This is a genomic window from Mesorhizobium sp. B2-1-8 (genome assembly GCF_006442545.2).
Taxonomy (GTDB): domain Bacteria; phylum Pseudomonadota; class Alphaproteobacteria; order Rhizobiales; family Rhizobiaceae; genus Mesorhizobium.
Genome location: NZ_CP083952.1, coordinates 4,342,594 through 4,365,092, shown reverse-complemented (window position 1 = coordinate 4,365,092; position 22,499 = coordinate 4,342,594). Strand labels below are relative to the sequence as shown.

The 22,499-nt window shown below is 62.2% G+C and carries 26 protein-coding genes; 11 read left to right on the top strand and 15 right to left on the bottom strand.

The window, feature by feature from the left end; translation table 11 throughout:
• Positions 1 to 133 precede the first annotated feature (133 nt).
• Positions 134 to 1,162, bottom strand: a complete 1,029-nt coding sequence (locus FJ970_RS21435; RefSeq protein ID WP_140755116.1) for an isopenicillin N synthase family dioxygenase — start codon at positions 1,160 to 1,162, stop codon at positions 134 to 136.
• Positions 1,163 to 1,275: 113 nt separating this feature from the next.
• Between FJ970_RS21435 and FJ970_RS21430 the strand changes: the two genes are divergently transcribed.
• The 5 genes from FJ970_RS21430 to FJ970_RS21410 all read left to right on the top strand — a co-directional run bounded on the left by FJ970_RS21430 (position 1,276) and on the right by FJ970_RS21410 (position 4,756).
• The gene (locus FJ970_RS21430) at positions 1,276 to 1,671 is read left to right on the top strand and encodes a GFA family protein (RefSeq protein WP_140755114.1); all 396 of its coding nucleotides are present in this window, start codon (positions 1,276 to 1,278) and stop codon (positions 1,669 to 1,671) included.
• Positions 1,672 to 1,823: 152 nt separating this feature from the next.
• Positions 1,824 to 2,021, top strand: a complete 198-nt coding sequence (locus FJ970_RS21425) for a hypothetical protein (protein WP_140755112.1) — start codon at positions 1,824 to 1,826, stop codon at positions 2,019 to 2,021.
• Positions 2,022 to 2,214: 193 nt separating this feature from the next.
• Complete coding sequence (locus tag FJ970_RS21420) at positions 2,215 to 3,087, top strand: undecaprenyl-diphosphate phosphatase (protein WP_140755110.1); 873 nt, start codon at positions 2,215 to 2,217, stop codon at positions 3,085 to 3,087.
• A gap of 147 nt (positions 3,088 to 3,234) precedes the next feature.
• On the top strand, positions 3,235 to 3,861 hold the full coding sequence (locus FJ970_RS21415; protein ID WP_140755108.1) for a transglutaminase-like cysteine peptidase: 627 nt from the start codon (positions 3,235 to 3,237) through the stop codon (positions 3,859 to 3,861).
• 103 nt (positions 3,862 to 3,964) lie between these two features.
• Positions 3,965 to 4,756 carry a phosphodiester glycosidase family protein gene (locus FJ970_RS21410; RefSeq protein WP_140755106.1) on the top strand — a complete coding sequence of 264 codons (792 nt, stop codon included), beginning with the start codon at positions 3,965 to 3,967 and terminating at the stop codon, positions 4,754 to 4,756.
• Positions 4,757 to 4,761: 5 nt separating this feature from the next.
• On the opposite strand, the gene FJ970_RS21405 is transcribed toward FJ970_RS21410, so the two are convergent.
• Positions 4,762 to 5,394, bottom strand: coding sequence for a DedA family protein (locus FJ970_RS21405; RefSeq protein WP_140755104.1), 633 nt, complete (start codon positions 5,392 to 5,394; stop codon positions 4,762 to 4,764).
• 325 nt (positions 5,395 to 5,719) lie between these two features.
• Between FJ970_RS21405 and FJ970_RS21400 the strand changes: the two genes are divergently transcribed.
• Positions 5,720 to 6,793, top strand: a complete 1,074-nt coding sequence (locus tag FJ970_RS21400; RefSeq protein WP_140755102.1) for a GH25 family lysozyme — start codon at positions 5,720 to 5,722, stop codon at positions 6,791 to 6,793.
• Between the two features lie 34 nt (positions 6,794 to 6,827).
• Here the strand turns inward: FJ970_RS21400 and FJ970_RS21395 are convergent, their stop codons facing one another.
• Positions 6,828 to 7,016, bottom strand: coding sequence for a hypothetical protein (locus FJ970_RS21395; RefSeq protein WP_140755100.1), 189 nt, complete (start codon positions 7,014 to 7,016; stop codon positions 6,828 to 6,830).
• Between the two features lie 190 nt (positions 7,017 to 7,206).
• On the opposite strand from FJ970_RS21395, the gene FJ970_RS21390 reads away from it, so the two are divergent.
• On the top strand, positions 7,207 to 8,181 hold the full coding sequence (locus FJ970_RS21390; protein WP_181178248.1) for a DUF3592 domain-containing protein: 975 nt from the start codon (positions 7,207 to 7,209) through the stop codon (positions 8,179 to 8,181).
• Positions 8,182 to 8,193: 12 nt separating this feature from the next.
• On the opposite strand, the gene FJ970_RS21385 is transcribed toward FJ970_RS21390, so the two are convergent.
• Positions 8,194 to 8,553 (bottom strand): hypothetical protein, encoded by a 360-nt coding sequence (locus FJ970_RS21385; RefSeq protein WP_140755096.1) that lies wholly within the window; start codon positions 8,551 to 8,553, stop codon positions 8,194 to 8,196.
• A gap of 180 nt (positions 8,554 to 8,733) precedes the next feature.
• On the opposite strand from FJ970_RS21385, the gene FJ970_RS21380 reads away from it, so the two are divergent.
• On the top strand, positions 8,734 to 9,255 hold the full coding sequence (locus tag FJ970_RS21380; RefSeq protein WP_140755094.1) for a hypothetical protein: 522 nt from the start codon (positions 8,734 to 8,736) through the stop codon (positions 9,253 to 9,255).
• 212 nt (positions 9,256 to 9,467) lie between these two features.
• On the opposite strand, the gene FJ970_RS21375 is transcribed toward FJ970_RS21380, so the two are convergent.
• From FJ970_RS21375 to FJ970_RS21350, 6 genes are all read right to left on the bottom strand, one after another.
• Positions 9,468 to 13,259, bottom strand: a complete 3,792-nt coding sequence (locus tag FJ970_RS21375) for a vitamin B12-dependent ribonucleotide reductase (RefSeq protein WP_140755092.1) — start codon at positions 13,257 to 13,259, stop codon at positions 9,468 to 9,470.
• 674 nt (positions 13,260 to 13,933) lie between these two features.
• Positions 13,934 to 14,245, bottom strand: coding sequence for a PilZ domain-containing protein (locus FJ970_RS21370; protein WP_140755090.1), 312 nt, complete (start codon positions 14,243 to 14,245; stop codon positions 13,934 to 13,936).
• Positions 14,246 to 14,349: 104 nt separating this feature from the next.
• Positions 14,350 to 14,838, bottom strand: coding sequence for an NUDIX hydrolase (locus FJ970_RS21365; protein WP_140755088.1), 489 nt, complete (start codon positions 14,836 to 14,838; stop codon positions 14,350 to 14,352).
• Between the two features lie 209 nt (positions 14,839 to 15,047).
• Positions 15,048 to 15,548: a xanthine phosphoribosyltransferase gene (gpt, locus tag FJ970_RS21360; RefSeq protein ID WP_140755086.1), complete on the bottom strand. Its 501-nt coding sequence runs from the start codon at positions 15,546 to 15,548 to the stop codon at positions 15,048 to 15,050.
• Between the two features lie 116 nt (positions 15,549 to 15,664).
• Complete coding sequence (locus FJ970_RS21355) at positions 15,665 to 16,498, bottom strand: universal stress protein (RefSeq protein WP_140755084.1); 834 nt, start codon at positions 16,496 to 16,498, stop codon at positions 15,665 to 15,667.
• An 82-nt stretch (positions 16,499 to 16,580) separates the two neighbouring features.
• Complete coding sequence (locus FJ970_RS21350) at positions 16,581 to 17,324, bottom strand: competence/damage-inducible protein A (protein WP_140755082.1); 744 nt, start codon at positions 17,322 to 17,324, stop codon at positions 16,581 to 16,583.
• Between the two features lie 446 nt (positions 17,325 to 17,770).
• Here FJ970_RS21350 and FJ970_RS21345 point away from each other — a divergent pair, with 446 nt between their 5' ends.
• Positions 17,771 to 18,052, top strand: a complete 282-nt coding sequence (locus FJ970_RS21345; RefSeq protein WP_140755080.1) for a hypothetical protein — start codon at positions 17,771 to 17,773, stop codon at positions 18,050 to 18,052.
• Between the two features lie 67 nt (positions 18,053 to 18,119).
• Here FJ970_RS21345 and FJ970_RS21340 read toward each other — a convergent pair whose 3' ends face one another.
• The 4 genes from FJ970_RS21340 to FJ970_RS21325 all read right to left on the bottom strand — a co-directional run bounded on the left by FJ970_RS21340 (position 18,120) and on the right by FJ970_RS21325 (position 20,331).
• Positions 18,120 to 18,359, bottom strand: coding sequence for a DUF2188 domain-containing protein (locus FJ970_RS21340; RefSeq protein WP_027145493.1), 240 nt, complete (start codon positions 18,357 to 18,359; stop codon positions 18,120 to 18,122).
• Positions 18,360 to 18,387: 28 nt separating this feature from the next.
• Complete coding sequence (locus FJ970_RS21335) at positions 18,388 to 18,681, bottom strand: DUF982 domain-containing protein (RefSeq protein ID WP_140755078.1); 294 nt, start codon at positions 18,679 to 18,681, stop codon at positions 18,388 to 18,390.
• 96 nt (positions 18,682 to 18,777) lie between these two features.
• On the bottom strand, positions 18,778 to 19,095 hold the full coding sequence (locus FJ970_RS21330; protein ID WP_140755076.1) for an SH3 domain-containing protein: 318 nt from the start codon (positions 19,093 to 19,095) through the stop codon (positions 18,778 to 18,780).
• A 132-nt stretch (positions 19,096 to 19,227) separates the two neighbouring features.
• The gene (locus FJ970_RS21325) at positions 19,228 to 20,331 is read right to left on the bottom strand and encodes an NADH:flavin oxidoreductase/NADH oxidase (protein WP_140755074.1); all 1,104 of its coding nucleotides are present in this window, start codon (positions 20,329 to 20,331) and stop codon (positions 19,228 to 19,230) included.
• 157 nt (positions 20,332 to 20,488) lie between these two features.
• On the opposite strand from FJ970_RS21325, the gene FJ970_RS21320 reads away from it, so the two are divergent.
• Positions 20,489 to 21,067 (top strand): NUDIX domain-containing protein, encoded by a 579-nt coding sequence (locus tag FJ970_RS21320; protein ID WP_140755072.1) that lies wholly within the window; start codon positions 20,489 to 20,491, stop codon positions 21,065 to 21,067.
• A gap of 22 nt (positions 21,068 to 21,089) precedes the next feature.
• Here FJ970_RS21320 and FJ970_RS21315 read toward each other — a convergent pair whose 3' ends face one another.
• Complete coding sequence (locus FJ970_RS21315; protein WP_140755070.1) at positions 21,090 to 21,629, bottom strand: DnaJ domain-containing protein; 540 nt, start codon at positions 21,627 to 21,629, stop codon at positions 21,090 to 21,092.
• Between the two features lie 211 nt (positions 21,630 to 21,840).
• Between FJ970_RS21315 and FJ970_RS21310 the strand changes: the two genes are divergently transcribed.
• On the top strand, positions 21,841 to 22,128 hold the full coding sequence (locus tag FJ970_RS21310; RefSeq protein ID WP_140755068.1) for a PilZ domain-containing protein: 288 nt from the start codon (positions 21,841 to 21,843) through the stop codon (positions 22,126 to 22,128).
• The last annotated feature ends 371 nt before the right edge of the window (positions 22,129 to 22,499 follow it).

Sequence of the window (22,499 nt, the reverse complement as noted above, 5' to 3'; positions counted from 1 at the left end):
GCCTGCAGCACTCACAGTCTCCAGAATTTTTCACCGGCGGTATAGGGCCGCGTTGGCTCGGCTCGACGTTGGGACGCAAACCTGACCTTGCCATCGCCGCTGGCCGTCTCCAGCGAGACGGCCAGCGTGTCGCTCAGGAAGCCTTGGCTCGGCGAGGCTGCCTCAGATGCTTGATACCGCTCATCTCGACGAAGTTCGTCGCCGACTCCCAGAGATAGTCACCGTAGAGAAACGGCTCGAACGGTTCGGCGTCGTCCAATGGCAGAGGCGAGATTTCCGCATCGACGCGCGGCTCGTAGAAGAACGGGATCGAGAACCGCACCGTTTTCGGCGCGATGACCCGGTGCCGTGTCGCCCGCACGCGGCCGCCGGTCCAGCGTTCCAGCAACTGGCCGAAATTGACCGCCAGCGTGCCGTTGGCTGGAGGCACGTCGATCCATTCGCCGGCGAGGTTCTTTGCCTGCAGGCCCTCGACGCCGTCCTGCGCCAGCAAGGTGACGAAGCCTGAATCGGCATGTTCGCGGCCGATGATGGTGCGCATCTCACCCTTGTGGATCACCGAAAACTCCGGCCCGCTGGTGTCGACGCCGGCATTGGCGTCGCGCAGGGGATAGCGGATCAGGCGCAGCGTCGAGATGCCACCATCGAAATAGGCATCGAAGATCAGTTCAGGCAGGCCAAGTCCGCGAGCGATCGACCGCATCAGCATGGTGCCGACCGTCTCCATCGCGCGATAGTAGTCGGCTGCGGCGGTACGCCAGCCGGGCAGCGCATTTTCGGCTGGCAATGGTGTCGGCTCACACAGGGGATCGTCGGAGGCTGACAGTCGCGCCGCGTCGGCAAGGTCCGGCCCCATGTCGATACCTTCCTTGTAGGAAACGGCTTGCGGCTGCAGCGGAAACCAGCCGCGGTAGAAATTCTTCTTCGTGTGATCGAAATTCCAGCGCAGCAATTCCTGCTTCCCGGCATCGGGAAGCGCGAAGATGCGCAGCAATCGCGCGCGCTTGTCCGGCGTCAGCCAGTCATCGCCGGGAAAATCCCGAACCGCCATGAAACCGATGCCGGCCGCGGCGGCCATGATCCTGGCGTCGCAGCGGTCGCGGGCGGGCGAGGGCGGTCCGAACAGAGCCGCAATGCCGATTGTTTCGATGTCCGCTGTCATCGCGGTCCTGCCACATCACGATAATCGATGACCTTGTATCAAAGCTTTTCAATTGACCCAATCGGCTTCGCCGCTACCTTGCCGCCTGTTCACTCCAACAATGGATCCAGGCGATGACAAAATATGAGGGCGGATGCCTGTGCAGGGCGGTGCGCTACCGCACCGACGCCGGCCCCATCAACGAGCGCATCTGTCATTGCCGGCTCTGCCAGAAGGCGATCGGCGCGGCCTTCAATGCGCGCGTTCTGTTCCGCATCGACGATGTGACGGTCGAGGGTCCGTTGGCCACGGTCAATACCTCGCCGGACCTCGAGCGCGGTTTTTGCCCCAGCTGCGGCACGACGATGTTTTCGCGGCGCGATTCGGCCGGCATCATCGGCGTCACGACCGGTTCGCTCGACGACCCGTCGCTGTTCCGGCCCCAGATGCACATCTGGACCACCTCAAAGCAGCCTTGGGTGATGCTGGATGACGGCCTGCCGCAATATGAAGGCGCTCCGCCGGCCTAGGCTTTCTCCTTCCCGTCGACAGGAGAGGACTTGCCCCAGGATGACCAAAAAATAACCGAAAGAGACACGCGATAGCCGGCAAAGCGTCATTGGCGGGCCATCTTTGTCACCCTATCTAAGCGTCGCGGGCCCGGCATTCGAGGAGACGACGGATGAGCGACAGCATCAGCACCCTGGACGAGCTTTTGAGCGACCCGATGGTCCTGCTTGTGATGGAGCGCGACCGTGTGCGCCCGGAACAGGTGCGCATGCTGCTTGAGCGGGCTCGCCGGCCGTCCGCAGAGGAGCCTGTCATGCCGCCCGCGCATGTGATCGCCAGGACCTGCCAGAAACTGTGGCTGTGCCCGTAATCGTCTTGTCAACCTCACCCATGGGAGCATCGCCGGCCCTTCGGGCCGGTTTGAACCGTACGCGCCTGACGCGGCGGTGCCAGCTTACAAATCCGTAAATTGATTCTCCGCAGCATGACGGTATGGCTTGTCCGGCTCCGATCGCCGCCGATCGTGCCTTCGCAAGTCCGATCTCTCCCGCATGGAACCCGACATGGCTGATATCTGCACGCAAGGCGTCGACACGGGCTTTGTCGGCCTTGGATTTGCCAAGGTCGCATTCCTCGGCCTTGTGCAAGGCATCACCGAACTGCTGCCGATTTCTTCGACCGCCCATATGCGCATCGTGCCGGCGGTGCTCGGCTGGCAGGATCCGGGCTCCGCCTTCTCCGCCGCCATGCAACTGGCGGCTCTAGCCGCCGTGGTCAGCTATTTCTGGGCCGATGTGAGGGATCTTCTGTTCGGGTCACTCGACGCCCTCACGCGCCGCGATTTTGCCGACCGGCATTTCCGCCTGGCGCTGTGGATCGTGCTGGCGACGATCCCCATCGTCATCGCCGGTGTGGCTCTCTCGGGCGTTCTCAACACCTGCAATTCGCCGTTGCGCAGCCTGAGCGTGATTGGCTGGGCCTGCATCGCCATGGCGGTCCTGCTGGGGCTGGCGGAAATCCTTGCCCGCCACCGGCGCACCATGGCCGACGCGTCGCTGGCCGATGCACTGCTGGTCGGCATCGCGCAGATCGGCGCCTTGATACCCGGAGTTTCCCGTTCCGGCTCGACCCTGACGGCGGCACTGGGGCTTGGCTTCAAGCGGGCGGAGGCGGCCCGTTTCTCGTTCCTGCTCGGGCTGCCGGCCATCTCGCTCGCCGGCCTCAAGGAATTGTGGGAACTGCACAAGGTGCATCTCGATGCCCATGGATGGTCGGTTCTCGGCCTGGGACTGCTCGTGGCCTCGATATCGGCCTTTTTCGCCATCTGGGGCCTGATGCGTGTGCTGGAACGCTTCTCCGCCTGGCCCTTCGTCATCTATCGCGGCGTGCTCGGGGTTGTCCTGCTGCTCGGCGTGGCAACGGGATGGCTTGCCTAGGCCGGATCGGCACGCCCCCGGTGTTGCGCGGCTGCAACCGCCAGGAGGACATGAACCCGTGCCCGAAGATGTGATCGGACGCCTTCATTGACTTCCGGCAACATCCGCCCTTAACGTTCTGTTAACAAAACAGATGGGCGGGGCCGGATGGCATCCTCGATGGGTTGGCGCCGGAAGGCGAAGGGGCTGGGGCTCACGATTGGCCTGATTGCTTTCTGTTCGGCGGCGAGTTCCGCCTACACGGCTCCCGTTTCCATGGTTATCGGTGGCTCGACCTCCCAGCCGATCGGCCACTATGATTTTTGCAAGATCCATTCCGCCGAGTGCTCGATCCGTTCACGCGACAGCGAGCCGGCACGCTTGACCGCCAAGCTGTCGCGGGAGATCAGCGCCGTGAACCTTTCGGTCAACGCGCGGGTCAAGCCGATGAGCGACATGGACAATTACGGCAAGGAGGAATGGTGGGCCTATCCGGACAATGGCTTCGGCGATTGCGAGGATTACGCGCTTGAAAAGCGGCGCGAGCTCAACAGCCTGGGCATTGCCATAGCCAACCTCCTGATGACGGTGGTTCGCAAGCCGGACGGCGAGGGCCACGCCGTGCTGACGGTGCGTACCGACAAGGGCGACTTCATCCTCGACAATCTCGTCGACAAGGTTCGTGTCTGGAACCAGACGCCGTATCGCTATCTGAAAAGACAGGCGAGTGACGACACCGGGCACTGGGTCTCCATTCTTGCCGGCGAAGAGAAGCTGGTCAGCGCCGTGAAATAGCCGTCGGGCCGTAGTCCACGCTTCTCCTCGAGCAAATCCTTCATCATGCCGGCAAGCGGTGCTATCCACGACAATTCGTTGGGACCGACAATCCGGAACGCGCATGGATTTTTTGACTCTCCTGCATTCTGCGCCCTTGTTGCTGACCTTGGTCAAGGGCGCGTTGCCCCACGCGGTCGCCACGATGATGGCATTCGGCCAGTGGTTCGCTTCGGTGCCGCCTTGCCGTGACGTCGCCTTCGAGGCCGCGAGCTTTCTCGTCTGCGAGGTCGATCCGAAACTGTATTCGATCGAACTGTTCTGGAAAGACCCGGCGGGCAAGCCTTTTCAATCGCTGCACAATCTCGACAGCGCCCAGCGCACGGCCGGCCGTACCATGTTGTTTGCCATCAATGGCGGCATGTATCATCCGGACCTCAGGCCGGTCGGCCTCTATGTCGAACGCGGCCAGGAAATGGCCGGTGTGAAGACGGGCTCGGGAAGCGGCAACTTTTCGCTGCAGCCGAATGGCATCTTCTACGTCGGCGGCGGCAAGGCCGCGGTCCGGGCGACCAGGGACTTCGTCAGGCAGCGGCCAGCCACCGACTATGCGACGCAATCGGGGCCAATGCTGGTGATCGACGGCCAGCTTCACCCGAAATTCCGGTCCGACGGCACGTCGCGCAAGAGCCGCGACGGCGTCGGAGTGCGAAAGGATGGGGTTGCCGTCTTTGCCATCTCGAACGGCACGGTGACGTTCCATGCCTTCGCCCGCCTGTTTCGCGACGTGCTCGGCTGCGACAACGCGCTCTTTCTCGACGGCACGATATCGAGCCTGCTCGCTCCGGCCCTCGGCCGCAACGACGACTACTGGAACCTGGGGCCGATGATCGGCGTCTTCAGGAAGCGCGGCTGAACGCCCTAAGCCCGGGTATCGCGCCTGCCGCGCAGTCTGATGACAATAACGACGACGATGATCGCCGCCGCCATGGCCGCGATCACCGCCAGGCCGAACAGGCTGGTTGCGTCGAGCTCAGGCAGATTGTCGGCCCCTTTCGCCACCAGCCACCCAGGCGACAGCACGACCGGCGCCCAGATGATCGCCGACAGGATGTTGGCGATCTGGAAGCGGCGCCTGTTCATCCCCATCATGCCCGCGACCAGCGGCACGGTGGCACGCACCGGACCGAAGAAGCGACCGACGAAAACCGCGGCGAAACCGTAGCGATGGAAGAACAGGCGCGCCCTGGCTATCTCGCGGCGATAGCGGTTGAGCGGCCATTTGTGGACGACGCCACGCCCGAGCCATTTGCCGAGGAAATAGGAGATGGTGTCGCCGAGCACCGCGCCGATCATCGCGGCGAGGAGGACCGGCAGTGGCTGGACGATACCGGCACCCACCAGGCCGCCGACGATGATCAGCACCGTGGTGCCGGGCAACAGGATGCCGACCAGCACCAGCGATTCGCCGAAGGCCAGCAATCCGACCACGAGGCCCGCCCAGGCCTGATGGTTCTCGATGAAACCAACGCTCTGGTCGATGAACGACTGCACGCAAGCTCCCTTTGAAAGTGTTCCTCAGCTGCCGCTGTCGAGCAGGCTCCTGAGTTGGTCGAGCTTGTCGTTGACGAGCCAGCCGCGTGGCCCGGCGCCTTTTCGAGATTCATGGGAACGCCGGCGCATACGCCGCATACCGTTCTCAACAGCCATATCATGGCGCTGTCAAGGCTTGGCCGGGCCGCTCCTGCGACTGTCTGAAAGGGGCCACAGCCATGGTAAAAAACTTGATTCAAACTTTATTGGTAATTTCTCGTTCATAACTCGTCTGGTTGTCCGTCGGCCGTCGCCTTCGGTCTGTTGTGTTTGAGTACAGGTCCAGATGCGGTTACCAGGCGTCATCAGTTTCGTGATCGCATCGCTGTGCCTTGCCGGCTGTTCGTCGACATCGGGCATGGACGCGCTCGACATGCAGAAGCCGTCCAATGAGACGACCAGTTCGGTGGTGCGGCCAAGCGCGCCGATCACATCCGTTCCGGTGGCCAAGGCAAACGCGGCGCGCAATCGGGTTGAGGTTGCGCCCGAGGACGACACCGCTCGGCCCTTCGGCCTTGCGGAGGAAGAGACGGTGGCGTTTCCCGCACCCGAACTGCCCGACAGCGTCGAGCCGCCGATCGAGGAGGCTGCCCTGGTGTCGCCGCCGAAACTGTTGTCGCGGGCGGCGCCGCCCATGCTTGCAGGCCCGGTCACGCGCTACGGCTTCCGCGATGCCAAGCCGATCAATTTCGGCCGCTCGTCGCCCCGTCACCTTGCCGTGCATGGTGTCGACGTGTCGCGCTGGCAAGGCGACGTGAATTGGGAGAAGCTGCGCACCCAGGGCGCCAACTTCGCCTACATCAAGGCGACCGACGGCGGCGACCATCTCGACCCGATGTTCACCAGGAACTGGCGCGGCGCCGACGCCGCCGGCCTGAAGCGCGGGGCCTATCACTTCTTCTACTGGTGCCGCACCGCCGGCGAGCAGGCCGATTGGTTCATCCGCAACGTGCCGAAGGTGGAGGGCGCGCTGCCGCCGGTGATCGACGTCGAGTGGAACGGCGACTCCAGCTGCCAGCGGCGCCCGTCGCGCGAAAAGGTGCTGGAGAAGATGCAGGTGTTCATGGACAAGCTGGAGCGCCACTATGGCCAGCGGCCGATCATCTACACGGCGCCGGATTTCTATCGCGACAACCTTCAGGGCGCCTTCCCGGACTACCCGTTCTGGCTGCGCGCTGTGGCCCGGCATCCGTCAAAGGTCTATCCCGATCGCAAGTGGCTGTTCTGGCAGTATTCCGGCTCCGGCCTGTCGCATGGCGTGACCGGCCGCATCGATCTCAACGTCTTCCACGGCGATGAGCGGCAATGGCGCGCCTGGGCCGGCGGTGGCGGCAGGCAGATGATGGCTGACTCGGACTAGGGCCGGATACCGTCCGTCGCCCGGGCGCTCGTCCCTATCGGAACTGGTTGCTTCCGGCGTTCTTTTCCTCGCACAGCCGCAGCCGCGTCCTCAGGCTCATGATCTCGGCGATGGCGGCATCGATCATGGCGAGAAGCGTCAGCGTGTCGTGCTGGGTCGGATCGGCCCTGACATAGGCGAGCTGGTTCACGATATCGGTTTCGTCGTCGGCTTTGTCACTCATGCGCATCGTCCCGGCTGTTGTCTTCCTGGAATTTATCCGATCGGGTCGATCGTCAAGTGGTCCTTTTATCACGTCGTCGTGCGGATGGCGTTGCCGGCGTTCATTTCCCAATCTTGCGAATAGACGAGACATTTCCGGCGCCGTGCTGTCTATATGCGGGCTGCTGCACTCTTGGTCGTCGGGGGGCGAGTTGGAGCTCAAATTTCTATTGGTTGGCTTTGCCTGCACGGTCGCCGGCATGCTGTCGATCGTCACCTTCCTGAAATGGCGAGAGGTCAAGGCCGCCAGCCGCTGGTTGCCGACGCCTGGAAAGATCGTCTCGTCGCGTGTCGAGGCGCGCGAGGTGACAAGCTCGGGCACTGGCTCGGAAAGCAGCACTTCGACCGAAATCCGCAATTTTCCGGCCATCACCTATGAGTACAAGGTGGGCGGCAAGACATTCCAAAGTTCGCACTACAGCGTGCAGGAGAACCTCGGAAATTTCGAAGTCGCGGAAACCCTTGCGCGGTTTCCGCGCGGCGCGGCGGTAACCGTGTTCTATGACCCGTCCAGTCCGGGCAAGGCGGTGATCGAGCGCACCATGCCGGATGGCGCCTTCAAGTTCATGGTCCAGCTTTCGGCGGGGCTGGTGGTTGGTGCGCTGGTGCTGGTGTTTTCCGTCGGTGGCGTGATGGAGGCAATCGGGCCGCATTTGCCCAAGCCGCAGAACCTCGGCGCCGCGGCGTTCCTGCTGTTCATGGGTCTTTTTGTGCTGCGCATGGGCTTTGCCCAGAAATCGATGGCCGAGCAGGCGACAAAATGGCCGACCACCGCCGGCCGTATCGATGCGTCCGGCCTGCAGGCGATCAAGACCCGCGACAGGTTCGAAGGCTACCGGCCTTGGCGCACTGTCTTCAAATCCCGCATCGTCTACAGCTATGGTGTCGCCGGACAGCGCTACAGCGCCGATCGCGTCGCTTTCGGCGCCAGCGTGACGCCCTCGCTGCCCGGCCTCGTCGGCGGTCAGGCGAGGCGGTATGTCGAGAGCGGCAAGGTCGACGTGCATTATGACCCCGCCAATCCCGCCTCGGCGGTGCTCGAATGCCGGGTGCGCGGGCTCTGGCTGCTGTGGGTCTGTTCGGCAGGCTTTCTCGGCGGCTCGGCCTTGCTGGTCGGACTGGTCTGAGCGTCGCCGCCTTCAGCAGCGCACGAGAGGTCCGCTATCGAATCCCCGCCAGGTCAATCGCACCGTCGCGCCATCTCTTTTGATATGGATGATGCGGGAAAATGGCTCGTCAAGCGATGGGTCCTCGCCATAACACTGGCTGGCGCGAACCACCCAACCGGTGGCGGTTTTGCGGAAGCTCGCGTGCTCGCAGCCGAGGTTGGGAAACGACAGGGCCGATTGATCCACGGTGAAGACAGTCTGGCGCTGGACGTCGGCGGTCGCACGGCAGTTCAACCTGTCCCTGGACCAAGTCCCGACATAGGGCGCTGCCGCTGCGGCCGGCACAATCGCAGTTGCGGAGATTGCCATGATCATTGCCAAACGCTGCATCCTTGTCCCCCTGGGCCGTCGTCTGATCATACAGATTGCTGGTTTGCGTGGGGCAAGTTTCGATCGACGTGCGATAAACGCAGCGGTTCCGGATTTCGCTTATGGTTTTGCACGGATGATGCGACTGTGCAGCCCGGCACGCAGCCGGCCTTGCTTCACAACGCTTTCCCCGAGATTTCGATGATCATTCGCAAACTGGCCTTTGTTGTCCTGGGTTCGCTAGGGCTCATGCAAGCGGCGAGCGCCAAGGAATGCCTGCTGAGCCACGCCACCTATCAGGAGCCACGCTCGGGCGCGGTCATGCAATTCCGGCCGCTCGACAACGAACCGGCGGCACTGACGACGCAGGTGTTCTCGCTGACCGTGCCCCATACCGACATAAGCCTGCCGGCCGACATTACCTGGACCAACGGCAAAAATTCATTTCCGCTCGGCACCATCCGCCACACCTGCACCGACGGCGACCTCGAAGCGGGTCTGCAGGACGGCAGCGGGCTGTGCAGGATATGGGACGGGCAGATCTACGCCCTGACCGGAGGCGGCGCCGAGCAGCTGAATTCCCACGAAGCGACACCGGCACCGAAAGGGCTGTTGCTGCCGCAGTTCGGTGCGACGTTCAGCGAATGGCCCGACTTCGCCAACGCCAACCCCGATGGCTCAGCCTGGGATGCCTTTTCCTTGACGGGATGCAGCGATGAATAGCGCGATGGGGCTGATCAACCTGACCTGGTTGCGTCAGTGACGGGTAACTGCCGTGCCGAAGAACTCGCACTATCACGCCCGCCGATCGACAAGTGCGTCGGGAAAAGCACCGTAACATCATCGGTTCGGTCGTAAGGTCGGTCGAACAAAACACCGAGGCCGACCCTCTCGGGCCGGCCTCGGATACCGTGAATAGGAAGTGCCTTAGATTCTCAGCTGCAACCGCTCGTGGCGCCACACGTATCGCACTTCTCGCAAGTCCCATTCCTTACCATGGTAAAGTTCTGGCACTCGGAGCAGGAATTGCCGGTGTAGCCTTGCAGCAGCGACTTGGCGCGGCGGTCGGCGGCGAGTTTCTTCGCCTCGGCCGCTTCCTGGGCGGCCGTGTCGGTGAACAGTGCCGCGGTGGTATCGCTCGAGGCATCGGAGGCCGCTTCCTCGAAGGCGATGTCTTCCGCCAATTCCTTGGCCCGCTCCTCATAGTCGCGCTTGTAGGCGACCGCCTCGTCGCTCGCCGGCTTCAGCGCCAGCACGTTGGAGCCGGAGAAGGCTGTCGGCGCCGAACGGGCAGGGGTGCCGGAGGAACCGGCAAAACCCTTCGGCTCGCCTGCCCTCGAAACCAGCTTTACCGGCGAGCCGCGGGTCAGGCCCTTGGAGACGGCGTCGGTCTTGCCTTCGCTGATGCCGCGGCCAAGTGCGGTGTTGGAGAAGTCCGACTGGTCGACATGGGCGAGATCGTTGCGGCCGAGATAGGAGATGGCCAGTTCACGGAACACGTAGTCGAGGATCGACGTCGCGCTCTTGATGGCATCGTTGCCGATGACCATGCCGGCCGGTTCGAACTTGGTGAAAGTGAAGGCGTGCACATATTCGTCGAGCGGCACGCCATATTGCAGGCCGAGCGAAATCGCGATGGCGAAATTGTTGAGAAGGCCACGCAGCGTGGCGCCTTCCTTGTTCATGTCGATGAAGATCTCGCCGAGACGGCCATCGTCATACTCGCCGGTGCGCAGGAAGATGGTGTTGCCACCGATCTTGGCCTTCTGCGTATAACCCTTGCGGCGGCCAGGCAGCTTCTCCTGCTCGCGCGACACGCGTTCGATGATGCGCTCGACGATGCGCTCGGTGATCTGCGCCGCGCGCGCTGCCGCCGGTGCCTGTATCAGCTGCTCGACCGCATCGTCCTCATCCTCCTCGCCATCGGCGAGCAGCGAGGCATTGAGCGGCTGCGACAGCTTCGAGCCGTCGCGGTAGAGCGCGTTGGCCTTCAGCGCCAGCTTCCAGGACAGCATGTAGGCGCTCTTGGCGTCCTCCACCGTCGCGTCGTTCGGCATGTTGATGGTCTTGGAGATGGCACCGGAGATGAAGGGCTGCGCCGCCGCCATCATCTGGATGTGGCTGTTGATCGAAAGCGAGCGCTTGCCGATCTTGCCGCACGGGCTGGCGCAGTCGAACACCGCCAGATGTTCGGCCTTGAGGAAGGGCGCGCCTTCCAGCGTCATCGCACCGCAGACATGGATGTTGGCGGCCTCGATGTCCTTCCGGGAGAAACCCAGCGCCGGCAGCATTTCGAACGAGAAGTCGTTGAGCTGTTCGTCGGTGAAGCCGAAAGTCTCCTTCACCCAGTCGGCGCCGAGCGTCCACTGGTTGAAGACGAACTTGATGTCGAAGGCCGACTTCAGCGCGGCGTTGAGCGCCGCGATCTTGTCATCGGTAAAGCCCTTGGCCCTGAGCGAGCCGGGGTTGACGGCCGGCGCCTGGTTGAGATTGCCGTGACCGACGGCGTAGGCCTCGATCTCGGCGATCTGGCTCTCGGAGTAACCGAGCGTGCGCAGCGCTTCCGGCACGGCGCGGTTGATGATCTTGAAATAGCCGCCGCCGGCGAGCTTCTTGAACTTCACCAGGGCGAAGTCGGGCTCGATGCCGGTGGTGTCGCAATCCATGACCAGGCCGATCGTGCCGGTCGGCGCGATCACGGTTGCCTGCGCGTTGCGGTAGCCGTGCTCCTCGCCGAGTTCGATGGCGCGGTCCCAGGCGGCCTTGGCGTGGGTGGCCAAATCCTGCTGCTTCAGGTCCGACGCCACGAGAGGCACCGGATTGACGGCGAGTTTTTCGTAACCATCCTTGTCGCCATAGGCGGCGCGGCGATGATTGCGCATGACGCGCAGCATGTTCTGGGCGTTGCGGTCATAATCGGGGAAGGCGCCGAGCTCGGACGCCATTTCCGCCGAGGTCGAGTAGGCGACGCCGGTCATGATAGCCGTCAGCGCGGCGCAGATGGCGCGGCCCTCGTCGGAATCGTAGGGAATGCCCGAGGTCATCAGCAGGCCGCCGATATTGGCGTAGCCGAGACCGAGCGTGCGGTAGTCGTAGGAAAGCTTGGCGATCTCCTTCGACGGGAACTGCGCCATCATCACCGAGATTTCGAGAACCATGGTCCACAGCCGCACGGTGTGCTCGTAGGCAGCGATATCGATCGTGCCGTCGGCGTTGCGGTAGGGGAGCAGGTTGATCGAGGCGAGATTGCAGGCCGTGTCGTCGAGGAACATGTATTCCGAGCACGGGTTGGAGGCCCGGATCGCACCCGCCGAAGCGCAGGTGTGCCAGTCGTTCATCGTCGTGTTGAAATGCAGGCCCGGATCGGCCGACGCCCAGGCGGCGTAGCCGATCTTTTCCCACAGGTCCCGCGCCTTCAGCGTCTTCAAGACCTTGCCGTCCTTGCGGGCGGTCAGGTGCCAGTCGGCGTCGGTCTCGACGGCGCGCAGGAAATTGTCCTTCAGCGACACCGAATTGTTGGAGTTCTGGCCCGAGACCGTCAGGTAGGCGTCAGAATCCCAGTCGGTGTCGTAGGTCTTGAACGACATCGAGGTGTAGCCCTGCTTGGCGAACTGGATGACGCGATAGATGTAGTTTTCCGGCACCGCCGATTTCTTGGCCGCCTTGATTTCGCGCTTCAGCGCCGTGTTGACGGCCGGATCGAAGCAGTCGTCGTCATGGCCTTCGCAGTTGACGCAGGCCTTCATGATCGCTTCGAGATGCTTCTTGACGATCTTGGAGCCGGTCACCAGCGAGGCGACCTTCTGCTCTTCATTGACCTTCCAGTCGATGAATTCCTCGATGTCGGGGTGGTCGGCGTCGACGATGACCATTTTCGCCGCGCGGCGCGTCGTGCCGCCCGACTTGATGGCGCCCGCCGCACGGTCGCCGATCTTGAGGAAGCTCATCAGGCCGGACGAGCGGCCGCCGCCGGACAGCTTTTCGCCTTCGCCGCGCAGCAGCGAGAAGTTCGAGCCGGTGCCGGAGCCATATTTGAACAGGCGCGCTTCTCGCACCCACAGATCCATGATGCCGCCCTCGTTGACGAGGTCGTCCTGCACGCCCTGGATGAAGCAGGCATGCGGCTGCGGATGCTCGTAGGAGGACTTCGACTTGGTCAGCTTACCGGTGAAGGGGTCGACATAGAAGTGACCCTGGCTCGGACCGTCGATGCCGTAGGCCCAGTGCAGGCCGGTGTTGAACCATTGCGGCGAATTCGGCGCGACGCGCTGGGTGGCCAGCATATAGGCAAGCTCGTCGCGGAAGGCGCGCGCATCTTCCTCCGACGCCTTGAAGTAGCCGCCCTTCCAGCCCCAATAGGTCCAGGTGCCGGCCAGCCGGTCGAAGACCTGGCGGGCGTCGATCTCGGAACCGTAGCGCTCGGCTTCCGGCAGCTTGGCGAGCTCGACCTCATCGGCGACGGAGCGCCACAGGAAGGAGGGGACGTCGTTCTCCTCGACCTTCTTCAGGCGCGCGGGAACGCCGGCCTTGCGGAAATATTTCTGGGCCAGGATGTCGGCGGCGACCTGGGAGAACTGCGCCGGCACATCGATGTTGTCCAAGCGGAACACCACCGAGCCATCCGGATTCTTGATCTCGGAAAGCGCCTTGCGGAATTCGATCTCCGCGTAAGCGGCCCCTTCTTGGCCTGCATGTCCTGGCTTGGTGAAACGACGCTCGATGCGCATTGGTCCGGTCCCTTTTGTCTATATATAGCGCTTTCATCGGGGGATTTCTGCCCCCAAAGACGAAACGCGCAGTCCGCCGTTTGCTGGCATTGCGAACAATGCCGGCATCTCCTCTTCGCGGGCGCGGCCACGCACACGACAAAACGCCTTGCCGAGCGTTTGCCGAGGCTGCCAACCGACCCCGCGGGTCCCTCAAAACTGAATTTTTCGATTCCCTCACCTGAGGGAAATTCACACTATCTAGCGTCGAACCTGTCTGCAAACACTAAATATAGTGTTAACAGACAATTTATTCCAGTCCGACAATTCTCCCTTTCGTCGCCCCACCACCCCACGATCCCAACGCTTCCGCCGGCCTCGTAAACAGGCGGAAATGCGGGCAAAACGCACATAATCCGGGAAAAAGACCGGGCTCAGAACTTTCCGGTCGCGCTCTCAACAGGAGCGCATGGCCTATAAAAGGCGACTCGTTTCGAGCCGTCAAGGATTCGTTTGCGTAGCTTTTGTGACCCCAACATCTTGTGTGTCACACATGTGGATAACGTGGATAGAATGGGCCGCTGTGGCGGCCATTTTCCGGCGGCAGGCATTTGCGATCACCGGTCCGCCTACGCGGGCTGCGTCAAGACTGTCCGGCGGGGTCAAAAAAGCCCGGCAAGCGGATGCGCAGGGAGTCAGCCGTAGTGTCGCTTCGGCTTGGGCTCGGTACCGGTGAACTGTACGCCGATCCGGTCATTGCGGCGCCAGCGGACTTCGCAGCGATAGGCGACGCCGTCGAGCGGCACATAAAGAAGGAATTGGTCGGGAACCCGGGACTCGAGCGGGATTTTCAGTTCGGCGCCGCCCGCATGCTGGTCGCGCACCATGCAACCGATTTCTGAATTCCGGATCCCGGTGATGATCGTTCCACCTTTGAGCACGCGTGGCCGATGCTCGCGCTGCGGCTCAGGGGACTCTTGCTGAAATGGTTTTACAGGATTCGCCATCGATGAAACGCGCCAGACTGGCCCATTTCTATCGAAGAAAAATTAGCAAACCATTCACACGCGGTGCATCACATAGTTGTGAATCTGTCGCGATACACGTGCGCTCAGGAGAACCTGCGCGGGTCGGCGCAGAAATAGGCGATGATCTGACAGAGGTCGGGCTCATTGACCATGCGCACGGCCTCGCTGGAACTGACCCACCTGCGTGTGCGGGAATTTTTTTCCTTCCAGCGGTCGGCGATCTTGTCGACATGCAGCGGAAACACCAGCACCTCGCAAGGCACTTCTTCGCCCGAAGCCAGAACCTTGGCATAGAAATAGCGGCCGGCTTCGAGATGGGAGATGTTGCCGCGCAAACCGGCTTCTTCTGCGGCCTCGCGCGCGGCGGCTTCGCAGAGCGGCTCCTTGGCTTCCGGCCAGCCTTTCGGCAACACCCAGCGGCCAGTATCGCGGCTGGTGATCAGCATGACCTCGACGCCGTTCCCGACATCGCGCCAGGGCAGGGCGGCAACCTGCAGACGACACGGTGCCGTGCCGAAGAGTCGCCGGACCCTTTCAGCAAGGTGGTTGTGCGTCGTTGGCCGTGTCAACATCGAAGAAGCTAGCCCCAGCCTCCAGAATCGTTTGCCGTCTCATGAATCTTACGGCTAATTGTGACCAATAAAAGTAAAAACTTCGGTCACGCTGGCTGATTCCCGTCAACAAGGGTCGATTTCGCAGGATATCTTGTCAGCGGATCAGTCCGCGCAAGCAAATATTGTCGTCGGCGCTGGCTTGATTGGTAAAAACGGCTTGCCGCGAATCAGCCGGCGTGATCGTCGGCGATCGGCTTCTGATAGGTGAAGCCCATGTCCCAGGGAAAATAGATCCAGGTGTCCTGGCTGACCTCGGTGACGAAAGTATCGACCAGCGGTCGGCCCTTGGGCTTGGCGTAGACGGTCGCGAAATGGGCCTTGGGCATCATTGCCCGCACGATGCCGGCGGTCTTGCCGGTGTCGGTCAGGTCGTCGATGATCAGCACGCCGGCGCCATCGTCGGACAGCAAGGCCGGCGTGATCTCCTTCAGCACCTGTAATTGTCCCTGGCTGGTGTAGTCGTGATAGGAGGCGACGCAGACCGTCTCGATGACGCGGATGCCGAGTTCGCGCGAGATGATCGCCGCCGGAACCAGGCCACCGCGCGTGATGCAGACGATAGCCTTCCACTGGCCTTTGCTGGTGCCGGCAAGCCGCCAGGCAAGCGCGCGGGCATCGCGATGGAACTGGTCCCAGGAGACCGGGAAGGCTTTTTCGGGAAGGGACATGTCTCGCGCACTCCGCGGCACGCGACGGCCGCGTGCAAGAAAACAGGGGAATGCGCGCGGAATTAACTGGAAACCCCCGGCCTTGGCAAGAGTGGCTGATAGCGATCGCTGTGGACTTACCGCGACAGGAAGGCCGCTACCTGCGCCGTGCGCAGCACCGTGCGTGTCACCCCGCCGAACAGAAGCTGGCGCAGCCAGGAGTGGCTATAGGCGCCAAGCACCAGGAGATCGGCGCCGGTCTCCGCGATTCTGTTCTGGATCATGTCGTCGACCGAGGTGCCGCCCGATTTCTGCACCGAGACACTGACGGTGGCGCCGTGGCGTGACAGGGCCGACGCTATTTCGGCGCCCGCGGCCTCCGGGCTTTCGTCGAGCGTATCGGGTGGATCGATGACCAGTATGTCGGTTTTCTCGGCCTCGATGATGAAGGGCAGGGCATCAAAGGCGGCGCGGGCGGCCTCCTTGCTGCCGTTCCAGGCGAGCAGAACGTGTTTGAAGGTGGTGACGAGAGGACCGGCATGCGGCACCACCAGCACCGGCCGGCCGGCATCGTAGACCAGCGTATCGACGTCTGCGCTCGGATCGCCGCCGGTCTCGCGTTGGGCGGCGATGATGAGATCGGCGGCGCGCACGCTTGAAATGCCGGTCAGTGCGCTGTCGCCGGAAAAGCTTTCCAGGCTCCGCCATTCGAAAGAGAGGCCGGAATCCTCGATACGCCTCAGGAAGAAAGCCTGGAGTTTCTCGGCCCGTTCCCGGTTCATGTCGGCGGAAACCTGCAGGAACTCCGTATCGGGAAAGCCCGTCGCCGAAGTGTAGGGCACGGGGAGCGCCTCGGCATGGATACCGATCAGATGGCTCTCGAAGCGGCTGGCAAGCGGGATGGCGCAGTCGAGCACCCGCTCGCCGTCCTGTTCGTTCTGCAGAATGGCAACGATGGTCTTGAAACGCATGATGATCCCTCAACTTTGCGAGTGATGGACCTCGCGGCAGAAAAACGTTGCAGCGTCGTTCTTGGTTCCGGTTTGCGCCGGATCAGCTCGCCTTGCCGGCGAAGCCAGCCACCATGGCCTCGACATCGGCGCGCGCGGCCTCGAGCGCATCGGCGCTGCGGGCACGAACCACCAGTTCAGTCCAGAATTTGCCGTCGCCATATTTGGGGTAGGAGCCGATGATCGTATCCGGGTGCGCTTTCTGGATCTCGCCCAATGGCCCGCCGACAAGGCCCTCGCCGAACGGGCAGTGCACCGTGGCCGACAGCATTTTGCTCCCGGCTCTCAGCGTCGGGACGACATTGTCGAGCATGGCCTGGAAGATCGAGGGCACGCCGGCCATGACATGGACGTTGCCGATGCGGAAACCGGGCGCCACGGACACCGGGTTGTCGATATGGTCGGCGCCGCGCGGCATTCGCGCCATGCGTTTGCGAGCCTCCGTGTATTCGATGCCGCGTGCGGCATAGCTCGCCTCCAGCAGGGCATAGGCCTTGGCATCATATTCACAAGGCACGCCGAACGCCTTGGCGATCGAATCGGCTGTGATGTCGTCATGTGTCGGGCCGATGCCGCCGGTTGTGAACACATAGGTATAGCGTGCGCGCACGGCATTCACCGCCGCGACGATCTCGTCTTCCTCGTCGGGAACAATGCGCACCTCCTTCAGATCGATGCCGATCGCCGTCATGATATCGGCGAGGTGGCCGATGTTCTTGTCCTTGGTGCGGCCGGACAGAATCTCATCGCCGATGACAAGCATGGCGGCAGTGACGATTTCAGGCATGGAAGGCTCCGGCAGACGGCCCGTCTGAATAGCGCGACCGACGGGCGGCGGCAATGCCGCCCAAACGGCGAACGATCCAGCATACACGGATATCGCCTGGATTACGGTGGCTGGCGTAGCTTGACCAGGACGGGAGAAAGCTCTTTCCGATTGTTCTCGGGACCCGGGGTGCGATCAACGACCGCCCCGCGAAGTCAGTCCGTTTTTTGCCATCCTTGCGGCGGCATCGCGGGCGGATAAGGTGCACGGCTCGGATCCCGGTGATGACGGATGCCGCAATTCGCCGCGCCTGAACAAGTCGTCGCCTTCATCGAGCGCATAGCGGCGCGCTTTTGTCGCCCGGCATCACCGCCACTTCACGAGAATTTCAGGGAACCATTCGGCTGACTATTGGGTTTCGACCGTGTCGCACCCAAGACGACCAAGGTAGATACGGAGTAACTAATATGTACGCGAAACTTCTAGCCGCATCCGCTCTGACGATTGGCCTCGCAACATCGGCCATGGCTCAGTCGTCAGAACCGACATATACCAACCATAGCTGGTGGCTGTTCGGCAACCATGAGGAGACAACCGTCGATCCGTACACCACCGGGAGCATCGACGCCTACGGCTCCGGGCTGAGCACCCAAGGCAACACTGGAGGTATCGGTCCATGTGCCCACAACACGCCTGGTCCCGACGCCAATTCCGGGCTGAACGTCAACGATAAGTACTGCGGGAAGTAATTCGATTCACGGGGCGCCGGTTGGCTGCGGATCGTTTCACACTATCCGCGGCCATCGCCTGTCGAGATCAATCCGAGATTTCGGTCTGAGGCCGGTCGCGGCCGTCGGCGAGTTCCTCGTGCCATTTGCCCTCGGCGTCCTCATACTGGATGCCATCGGTGGAACCCGCCACCTGTTGTTCGGCCGAAGCGATCTCGGCGGCGCGTAACGCGTCCTGATGGGTGGGAAATGTCTCTGAGAAGGTTGATCCGACCTTATAGGCCCAGCCACCGTCATGCTCGACGATCTTGTAAGTCAGCTTCGCCATCAAAACCTCCAGTTAAAGGTCCGCCTGCTCAATGCAACCGGTCGTCTGGCAGCCGGTCGTCGGGCAGCTTGTCGTCGTGCACCAGCACTTCCGACTCCCTGGCGGCCTCGATCAGTGCCCGGCGCGCTTCCGCTGTCGAACGATAACCTTCCAGCACTTTGAGGCAAGTGTCGAGGGCATCACGATGACGAGGCCCGCGATTAAGCGGCCACACAGTCATCAGACACTCCGCTGCCTCCTGGGTCGAGCGGATATGGCGATATTTGCCGACATGGCCAAGCTCGACCACGACGGGCGTTTCAAAAGGCTTGTTGTCCATCATGGCCGCAACGCAAAGCAGCCAATTTGGTTGCAAAAATGGCCTTTGGCCGGCGCCCAAAGGTCGCGTCGCTTCCGCGGCACTAAATGCATTGGCGTCTCAGTAGCCGCAGTCGTTGCGTAGCCAGCGCGCATTCGCCCAGCCGGTGCCGCCGCCGATTTCGACCTGATACCAGTTGCCGCGCCGGTCGAAGATCTCCGTATGATCGCCGTTGAACAACTGCCCGATCATCCGTGAGGACGAGTTTGGCCATGTGCGCACGGCGAGAAAGCCGCTGCCGGTCGCCAGATTGTAACGGCCGGAGAGGCCGTGCACCGTACCCTCGCAATATTGCCCGACGGTCGGCGTCGAAGAGCCGAGCCAAAATCCGGCCACGGCCACGAGTGCCGCAGCCGGCAAGAATGCCCTGAACGACATGATTACCTCCCAAGCCCGGCCGCGCCCGCCGCAGCCTCACCCAGCGTAGCAGTTCGCGGCCAGAATTGAAGCGGGCCTTGGCAAACCGTCCGGGACCACGAGCAGGGGCGCCGGTCTCGGGAGAATGGGTGATCAGCTCGCCGCCTTCATCCAATGTTCCATCGTCGTCACCGAGCGGGCGAGCTGCGGCGCCGGATGGATCTTTTCGCTGAAGGTGGCCGCCGCACGCCATCCCCAGCGCGGATCGGCGAGGAAGGCGCGCGCCAGCGCCACCATGTCGGCGCGACCTTCGGCGATAACAGCCTCGGCCTGTTTCGGGTCGTCGATCAGGCCGACCGCACGGGTTGGAATGCCGGCGCCCTTGCGTACGGCTTCCGCCAGATGCACCTGATAGCCCGGCCCGGTGGGCAATTTCTGCAACGGCGAATTGCCGCCGCTCGAGCAGCAGAGATAGGCGATGCCTTCGGCCTTCAACGCTTTCGCCACCTCGATCGCGTCCTCGACGTCAAAGCCGCCATCGACCCAGTCCTTCACCGACAGCCGTGCGCCGAGCATCAGCCTTGGCACTGCTTTCTTCACCGCCCTGGCGATCTCGACGACAAGACGCATCCGGTTTTCCAGCGAGCCGCCCCAGCGATCCGTGCGCTGGTTGGACAGCGGCGACAGGAACTGGAAGATCAGGTAGCCATGCGCCGCGTGCAGTTCGATGAAGTCGAATCCGGCACGTTCGGCCCGCCTTGCGGCTTCCGCGAACCGCTCGATGAGCTGCAGGACTTCCTCGTCGTCCAGGGCGTGCGGCACGTTCCAACCGGTGTCGTAGGCGATGGCCGAGGCCGAGACGGTCTGCCAGGGATCCTCGTTTGGCTGCAATGGGCCGCCACCTTCCCAGGGCTTGCGGTTCGAGGCCTTGCGGCCAGCGTGCGCCAGCTGCGTGCCGAACTTCGTGCCGGGTGCGGCCACACGCCGGGCCGCGTCCAGCGCGCGGCGCGCGGCTGCTTCATTGTCTTCGGAATAGAGGCCGAGACAGCCATGGCTGATGCGTCCGCGCCGCTCGACATCGGTCATCTCCACCGTGACCATGCCGGCGCCGGACATGGCCAGGTTCATCCAGTGGTAGAGATGCCAGTCGCTGGCCGACCCGTCCTCGGCGGAATACTGGCACATCGGCGCCACGGCGATGCGGTTGGGAAAGGTGAGGCCATCGAGTGTGATCGGCTGGAAAAGCGATGTCGTCATGAAGAAACTCCGGGGAGGGGAATGCGCTATTTAGGCAATGGCACCCTTCCATACCACACACGAGACAGTGAAGGGCGCTGCACCAATCGCTGGCCCGATTGCGCCTGTACCGGTTCGCGGCTACGCCTGCGTTCGCCAGCAAGCTTCGAGGTGTCAGATGGAAGACCGCGTTCGTATCCGCTCGGAAGAGATTCTCTCCGACGACTGGGCGGTCCTGAAGAAGACCGTGCTCGACTATCGCCGGCGTGACGGACAATGGGAGACGCAGATTCGCCAGACCTATGATCGCGGCGACGGCGCGGTGATCCTGCCCTACGACCCCCAGCGTTCGACCGTGCTTCTGGTGCGCCAGTTCCGCTATCCCGCTTATGTCACTGGCCACCGCGAACCGCTGATCGAGGCCTGTGCCGGATTGCTGGACGAAAACGATCCGGAAACCGCCATCCGCAAGGAAGCCGAGGAAGAACTGGGTTACCGGTTGAACAGGATCGAGCGGCTGTTTTCACCCTACATGAGCCCGGGCAGCGTCACCGAGCGGCTCTGGTTCTTCATCGCCCGCTATTCGCCCGCCGACCGCATTTCGGCCGGCGGCGGCGCTCCAGAGGAGGGCGAGGACATCGAGGTTCTGGAAATGCCGCTCGACGAAGCGCTGGCCGGCATCGCCGACGGCCGCATCGTCGATGCCAAGACCATCATTCTGATCCAGCATCTGAAGCTTAATCCGATGGCAGCTTGATCGGAGACCAAGGAATTCCAATTCAGCCCGCATGATCCAACAGGCGGGTGGTGGCTGCGTCGCGATGATGTTCGGAATTAACGCGATCGATGCCTTCGACGGTGATGGCGAACGTGCCGTTTTCTGTTCTGGCGATCCAGCCCTTCGCTTTTAGATACCACAGGTGAAACTCGAGGTGCTCACGCGGACAGCCTGACATTCGTTCGAGTTCATCGTCGCCAATGCCAGGATTGTTGACGTCCTGTCGGCGTTTTGCATAAAGCAGAGAGAGCACTTTGGCTTGAAAGGCTGAATCTCGATCGAGGTTCTTGGTGTTGCTCGCCTGATCGGCCAGCTCGGCCCGGAGGTTCAAATGAGCCTTGTATTGAATATCGTATTGCGCACGCTTGACCGGATCCTTGAGCGTGTTGTGAGCCTCCAGGATATCGCTGAAGCGTGACTCGTTGCCGGTGACCTGGTTGTCGGGATGGTAGCGCATGGCAAAATGACGAAAAATGCGCTCTATCGTTTCCGAATTGGCATTCGGACTGATTTCGAGCATTTCGTAGAAGTCGATGAACATACCGGGCCTTCCCATGCCGTGTATTCTCGGCTCTCCCCGCCACAGTTCCGGGGCAAGGCCGACGATGATTATAGAGCTGAATATTTCATGATTTGCTAATACAAAGAACGGACAAAGGACAAGAACGGAACTTAAGCGAAAACGTAAGACCTTTGCGTCCTGCATCGCAGACTTTAGTCTGATAGCATTAGCTCGTTGGAGGCAGCTTACCATGACCGACAAATCCTCTGAGCCACCAATCGAGCGTCGAAGTCACTTGAGAGAAGTGGTTTTGAAGGATGCGTTCATAATCACGCAGGATGGCGAAATAGGCTGCGCCGTCAGAAATCAGCATGAGCACGGCGCTGAGTTGCGTGTCGCTGTGGGGGCAAAAGTGCCGGATAGCTTCCGGCTGCGCGTGCCGTTGGACGGTGCGACTTATCGAGCGGAAGTGCGGTGGAGAAAAGGCGAGCGGCTAGGCATCCAAATCCACGGCAATTTCTCGCTGAAGGTTAGATGATAAGGGCAAGCCGGCCTGATTTCAGGGGCGCGCCGATGCACTGCATTGCGGCGGCTTTCGTCGTTCCTGCATCCTGGCCTCCTCTCTTCGATCCTGACCTTATCGCCAATCGCTTGCCTATATATTAGAGCGAGCGCATATTCTTCGGAGAACAATGGGCGAGGGCTAAGAATGTGCAGCACCTGTGATGGTACAGGGGTCGGCCGGAGGGAGTTCCTCAAAGTCGGCGCGGGACTCGTCGCATTCGGCCTTGGTGGGGCCACGTGGTCGGCGCGCGCGGCACAAGGCGCGGCGACCGCGCTAAGCCTCGATGAAGCGCTCGCTGCGCTAAAATCCGGCAACGAAAGCTACGTCAGTCACCCGGAACTCTG

Coding starts and splice junctions, on each gene's coding strand:
- FJ970_RS21425 (WP_140755112.1), top strand. CDS start 1,824: ATGAGCGACAGCATCAGCACCCTGGACGAGCTTTTGAGCGACCCGATG.
- FJ970_RS21330 (WP_140755076.1), bottom strand. CDS start 19,095: ATGTCGTTCAGGGCATTCTTGCCGGCTGCGGCACTCGTGGCCGTGGCC.
- FJ970_RS21420 (WP_140755110.1), top strand. CDS start 2,215: ATGGCTGATATCTGCACGCAAGGCGTCGACACGGGCTTTGTCGGCCTT.
- FJ970_RS21380 (WP_140755094.1), top strand. CDS start 8,734: ATGATCATTCGCAAACTGGCCTTTGTTGTCCTGGGTTCGCTAGGGCTC.
- FJ970_RS21385 (WP_140755096.1), bottom strand. CDS start 8,553: ATGCAGCGTTTGGCAATGATCATGGCAATCTCCGCAACTGCGATTGTG.
- FJ970_RS21355 (WP_140755084.1), bottom strand. CDS start 16,498: ATGCGTTTCAAGACCATCGTTGCCATTCTGCAGAACGAACAGGACGGC.
- FJ970_RS21335 (WP_140755078.1), bottom strand. CDS start 18,681: ATGATGGACAACAAGCCTTTTGAAACGCCCGTCGTGGTCGAGCTTGGC.
- FJ970_RS21410 (WP_140755106.1), top strand. CDS start 3,965: ATGGATTTTTTGACTCTCCTGCATTCTGCGCCCTTGTTGCTGACCTTG.
- FJ970_RS21345 (WP_140755080.1), top strand. CDS start 17,771: ATGTACGCGAAACTTCTAGCCGCATCCGCTCTGACGATTGGCCTCGCA.
- FJ970_RS21320 (WP_140755072.1), top strand. CDS start 20,489: ATGGAAGACCGCGTTCGTATCCGCTCGGAAGAGATTCTCTCCGACGAC.
- FJ970_RS21370 (WP_140755090.1), bottom strand. CDS start 14,245: ATGGCGAATCCTGTAAAACCATTTCAGCAAGAGTCCCCTGAGCCGCAG.
- FJ970_RS21340 (WP_027145493.1), bottom strand. CDS start 18,359: ATGGCGAAGCTGACTTACAAGATCGTCGAGCATGACGGTGGCTGGGCC.
- FJ970_RS21325 (WP_140755074.1), bottom strand. CDS start 20,331: ATGACGACATCGCTTTTCCAGCCGATCACACTCGATGGCCTCACCTTT.
- FJ970_RS21400 (WP_140755102.1), top strand. CDS start 5,720: ATGCGGTTACCAGGCGTCATCAGTTTCGTGATCGCATCGCTGTGCCTT.
- FJ970_RS21310 (WP_140755068.1), top strand. CDS start 21,841: ATGACCGACAAATCCTCTGAGCCACCAATCGAGCGTCGAAGTCACTTG.
- FJ970_RS21430 (WP_140755114.1), top strand. CDS start 1,276: ATGACAAAATATGAGGGCGGATGCCTGTGCAGGGCGGTGCGCTACCGC.
- FJ970_RS21365 (WP_140755088.1), bottom strand. CDS start 14,838: ATGTTGACACGGCCAACGACGCACAACCACCTTGCTGAAAGGGTCCGG.
- gpt (WP_140755086.1), bottom strand. CDS start 15,548: ATGTCCCTTCCCGAAAAAGCCTTCCCGGTCTCCTGGGACCAGTTCCAT.
- FJ970_RS21395 (WP_140755100.1), bottom strand. CDS start 7,016: ATGAGTGACAAAGCCGACGACGAAACCGATATCGTGAACCAGCTCGCC.
- FJ970_RS21350 (WP_140755082.1), bottom strand. CDS start 17,324: ATGCCTGAAATCGTCACTGCCGCCATGCTTGTCATCGGCGATGAGATT.
- FJ970_RS21415 (WP_140755108.1), top strand. CDS start 3,235: ATGGCATCCTCGATGGGTTGGCGCCGGAAGGCGAAGGGGCTGGGGCTC.
- FJ970_RS21435 (WP_140755116.1), bottom strand. CDS start 1,162: ATGACAGCGGACATCGAAACAATCGGCATTGCGGCTCTGTTCGGACCG.
- FJ970_RS21315 (WP_140755070.1), bottom strand. CDS start 21,629: ATGTTCATCGACTTCTACGAAATGCTCGAAATCAGTCCGAATGCCAAT.
- FJ970_RS21375 (WP_140755092.1), bottom strand. CDS start 13,259: ATGCGCATCGAGCGTCGTTTCACCAAGCCAGGACATGCAGGCCAAGAA.